Annotated in this window: 5 protein-coding genes; 2 read left to right on the forward strand and 3 right to left on the reverse strand. The window is 61.0% G+C overall.

Going from position 1 to position 4,292, the window contains the following annotated elements:
• Positions 1-479: 479 nt before the first annotated feature.
• A complete protein-coding gene (locus AX692_RS20770) occupies positions 480-1,037 on the forward strand; it encodes a DUF7146 domain-containing protein (RefSeq protein WP_419470494.1) in 558 nt (185 codons plus the stop codon).
• Here the strand turns inward: AX692_RS20770 and AX692_RS20775 are convergent.
• The 3 genes from AX692_RS20775 to AX692_RS04320 form a co-directional block, all read right to left on the reverse strand.
• Complete coding sequence (locus tag AX692_RS20775) at positions 1,007-1,603, reverse strand: imm11 family protein (protein WP_155646457.1); 597 nt, start codon at positions 1,601-1,603, stop codon at positions 1,007-1,009. The genes AX692_RS20770 and AX692_RS20775 overlap by 31 nt on opposite strands.
• 52 nt (positions 1,604-1,655) lie before the next feature.
• A complete protein-coding gene (locus tag AX692_RS04315; RefSeq protein ID WP_155644813.1) occupies positions 1,656-2,492 on the reverse strand; it encodes a hypothetical protein in 837 nt (278 codons plus the stop codon).
• A 234-nt stretch (positions 2,493-2,726) separates the two neighbouring features.
• Positions 2,727-3,230, reverse strand: a complete 504-nt coding sequence (locus AX692_RS04320; RefSeq protein WP_155644814.1) for a hypothetical protein — start codon at positions 3,228-3,230, stop codon at positions 2,727-2,729.
• A gap of 181 nt (positions 3,231-3,411) precedes the next feature.
• Between AX692_RS04320 and AX692_RS04325 the strand changes: the two genes are divergently transcribed.
• Positions 3,412-4,077, forward strand: a complete 666-nt coding sequence (locus AX692_RS04325) for a hypothetical protein (protein WP_073977297.1) — start codon at positions 3,412-3,414, stop codon at positions 4,075-4,077.
• Positions 4,078-4,292 lie beyond the last annotated feature (215 nt).

A 4,292-nucleotide genomic window follows, 5' to 3' on the forward strand; every position in this document is an offset into this window, starting at 1 on the left:
GTGCGGCAGCTTTCAGCATGACCGAAGTGCAAGCCCAATGACGTTAATGGGGTCGGTTGCTGAAAGGCAGGAATTTTCCAGCAGCCGGGGATAGCCGCCATACGGCTTTCGAGATCGAGCATTGGCCCAGCTCAAGGCCGGTCGTGGGTGGTTTGCTGAACGGCAGGTTCTCTAAGGCGCGTTCGTCGTGGCGCGTTGGGGTCGGCAGTCAATCAGCGCTCCGAAATCTTCAGCGGTACAATGGGCATGGCTCGGCCCCGCGCTCATGCTTGATCGCGATGTTCGAAGTGAACGCCGGTGATGCCAGCCTCATCAATGCGGCTCTTGGCAAAATCGCTGACGAAAGTGCCTTTGGTATGCATGTCATGCCAGAAATGAGCTTGGCCGATTTTCATCAGATCGTAGACAGGCCTTGCCACCTCCGGCTTCGGAGGCGGGTTCCAGACCCTTATACTGAAGACCATGTTGGTCAGATCAGCATGCATGCCGTCGATCCGGTTGCAGACCTGTTCGATGGCGCTGGCGCGGTGGCCGCTGATCCGCAGGAAAAAAGAGACTTCAATTCCAACGCACGGCGTTTGTGGCGCTCGGCGACGGCGATCCCCGGCACCCCTGTCGAAGTATACCTCGCGCAGCGCGGGATTCTGCGTGCCTCTGATCAGCTTCGCTATCTCCAGCGAACGCCGCTCGGGCCACGCGGTGCAGTCCAATTCCTCCCGGCCATGTTGGCGGCCGTCACAACTGACGTCGGCGTAATCGCGGTGCATCGGACTTTCCTTGATCCCGGAAGCGGCAGGTTGGCAGGTTTCGAGCGTCCCAAGCGTGCACTGGGAAGCCTCGGCTGTGGTGCTGTCAGACTTGCCCCGCCAGCAGCGGGCCGGTTGGGCCTTCCCGAGCAATCGCGCCTCCCGGTTCGTGCGCCGTTCCGCCTGGTGGCCGCGCCGCGCAGGAAGCTGCCTGCACCAGCCAGGATCACTCCTTCAGCCTCCGCCATCAAGCCGCTCACCTATCCCCTGAACAGTGCCATCAAGGATTGATCGATTTCGCGGTGGCTAGATCTGGCCGATCCAGTCCGCTTGAATGCGGTCGGCGGCCGTCGGAATGCCATCAACAATGACGTTTTTGCCGACGAGTGACACTGGGTCGGAAAGCGATCCTGTTTCATTGCTTTGCGGGATGCTCGAGCGAGGAGGTCATCGCAGCACTGGACCGCCAAGGTGTTCGCAGCCGTGATCTGCCAGAACCACCGGTCCTCCAGAAGTGTGCCGTCCTTGGCGACAAACCGGATCGGTTCGAACTGGTGCACCTCCGGCTCGATCTCCTCGATCAAGTCGCGGAACCGGTCGCTGACGCTATAGCCAGTATATGCGCCTTCATAATCCAGCAGCTCGCGCTTGCTCATCCAACGGATCACCTTGGGCATGCTATCTGGCTTTGCACGACGGCCGGAGAAACTGCGTGACATGTTGAGGCCGACCGCCACGGTCGCGAGCACATCATCGATGGTCAGCGGGCGGGCAGAAACCGTGGGAGCTACAAGCAACGCGGCGAGAGAGGCCAGCCCAAGGCAAGACCGGGTTATGGCTGGCTGATTACGCCGCAATCGCCTTCTCCTCATTTGCTATGAGGGGTTTAACTGTGCCGGGCGTCAAGGGCTACGGATTTGGCAGGGGTGGCTGATCGGGGCACATGAGGGTGACAGTTCCGGCTCCGAAATCGTAGGTGATCGACGCGCAATGCCCGATTGTGTCCATGCCAATATAGAGCCGCTGGCTGGGGACCTTGCTCTTGCTGTCGCCGGAGACAACAATCTCGCTGGGATCCTCCTCGGGCGCGGGCCCTTCGGCAATCCCTCGTGAATTGCCCATGTCCGACACCCGCACCGCGAGATTGCGGATTTCTAGATCTCCCAGCATCAGCGGGCGCTCGAGACCGAGCGGCCGGATCGGGCGAGCCACGCCGTAAAGGATCGGTGCCTGACGCGCGTCGCCATTGAACCGTCCGCTATTCGCATCGGCGATCCACTTGCCGCCCGTTGCCGTCACAAGACTTTCAGCCCGGTCGAAACTGAAGGCAACGTAGATCGGCCGGCCGCCGACTTCGATCCGCACACCTGTCTGGCTCCGCCCCATTTCAGTGTCGAGCGGGAAGGTAGTCGGCCGGTCGCCGGGCTGACCCTCTCGCATGATGAATATGGTGCGTGCGAAGGGAAATGTCTCAGGGCCAGCGATGCCATCCGCACCATCTGTCAATTGCCGGTCGCTGAAGGCGGTGCGGCGCTTGAACGAGGCTGTGCCGGCGCGATAACGTATGTTGTCGGTGCGGAACCCGATCTTCTCCGGGCCGATGACATAGATATAGCCGATCATGCTGGGTTTCAACCCAATCCGCTGCGCAGCATCGGCATTGAGGGTCGGCACGGAAACGGCATCGGGCGCGACGCGAAAGCGCACCGGTTGATCGTTGATGGACATCTCGACAGTGTCGCCCATGCGAACCTCGAGGTCGCTTTGCGCGTTCTCGTCAGGCTTTGCAGCTGCTGTCCCGGCGGTCGCAACCGCAGAAGCAGCGAGCATCCATAGGCAATGTCGCATGCGGATAACCCTCAAGAATAATGGGGAAAATAGCGGCTGCGGCTCTGAACATCGGGTGAATGGGATGCCCTGCCGTTCCAATGTCTCAATATTCTGGATGGCGCCGGACGTTGGTCACAACTCCGGGCGCGCCTACTCCTCATTTTCAGGCAGTTCGCCCCCCTGACCCAGCGGCGGTAGGCCGCGCGCCATGCGATCCGCGTCCGACCCTGCCGGGGCCATGGGCAATGCACCGAAATCGACAACGTATGCGGGCGGAGGTGCCTTGCCGAACGCGACGCAGCCGAACGGGTAGCCCTGCTCGTGGCAATCGATAATGAAATCAGGCGCGCGAGAAGCACCCCTGAGCATCGTCTCCTGCGCGTAACGCCTCCGTGTTTGTTCGCGGGTGCCTGTCATCGCGGTGTCATCGCTGTCCACTTCGCGACAGACCACGATCTCCCCGCTGATGGTGCCTGCATCATTGCGATCCTGACACTCCTTCAAACGCAGCAGACTGGAGCCGTCGCGCGGCACTGAAACATTCAGATTGAAGGTCAGCTCCGAGGGCGGCGGGGCTGCAGGATCGTTTGGAGGCGAACTCGCTGCCGCGGTATTATCTTGTCCGGCCAAAGGGGACGCCACGATAGCCGCCAAACCGATTAAACCAGTTCGGAAGCTTTGGCAGGCGGGTGCTGTAGTTCTATACAAACCCGCCTCCATCCCTTTATAATCCAATGGCATTTAGGGGATAACCACAGCTGAAGCAATGATGGGCTGAATGGCGCCGAAGTTTGGCAGCAGATTTCGAGCCGGTCACCTTCGTTCAGGGGTACGGATGATGACCTGCGTTACGATGATCGATTGGGCGGCGACCGGGTCTATGCTCTCCGGGATCGGGACCGTGGTGGGCGCGCTGGCCGTGATCGGCGCGGCGATCATAGGCTCGCGCACCTTCGACAACTGGAAGCGGCAGAAGCTGGCCGAGCGGCACATTGAACAGGCCGAGCGCATCTTGACGGCGACCTACAGGGTGCGGCGCGGGCTGTCCCGCGTCCGCAGCCCAGCTATATGGGGACACGAGACCGACGCCGCCGAGGAACAGCTCAAGGCCAGCGGCGATTGGGAGAAGACCTTCCCCGAAAGCGAGCGCAAGAGTTTGGCGACCGCACAGGCCTATTACAACCGCCTCAACGCGACCAGCGACGACCAGCGGGCGCTTGAGGAGTGTCAGCCCATGGCTCGCGCCTTCTTCGGCGAGGAGTTGGAGAAGGCGCTCGAGAAGCTGAACCAGCAGTTCTGGACGGTGAAGGTCTACGTGGACGCGAACCACAACGACAAAGCCGGCACAGATGCCAATTTCCGGCGGAAGATCGAGAGCGCGATTTGGGAGGGATACCCGAACGCCGAAGAAAACGAAGTGGACCAGACCATCGCTGCACAGGTCAAGCTTATCGAGAATACCTTGGCACCCGTTCTGCGGACGGCCAAGTCGCCAAAGTAGATGACCCGAAACTAAGGGCCGGTTTAGGCGGTAGGTCGACCGCGCCGTTACGGCCGCATTGGGGTCGCTTGCTGAATGGCGGGAATCTTCTAGCAGCCGGGTAAAGCCGCCGTGCCGCTTTCGGGATCGCGGGCAGGCCCGGCTCATGACCGCAGGTGGGTGGTAAGGCGAATGGCGGGTTTCAGGTATGCAGACCATTCTTTCCATTGGTCGGC

It is taken from the genome of Erythrobacter donghaensis (genome assembly GCF_001557325.1).
Classification (GTDB): domain Bacteria; phylum Pseudomonadota; class Alphaproteobacteria; order Sphingomonadales; family Sphingomonadaceae; genus Erythrobacter; species Erythrobacter donghaensis_B.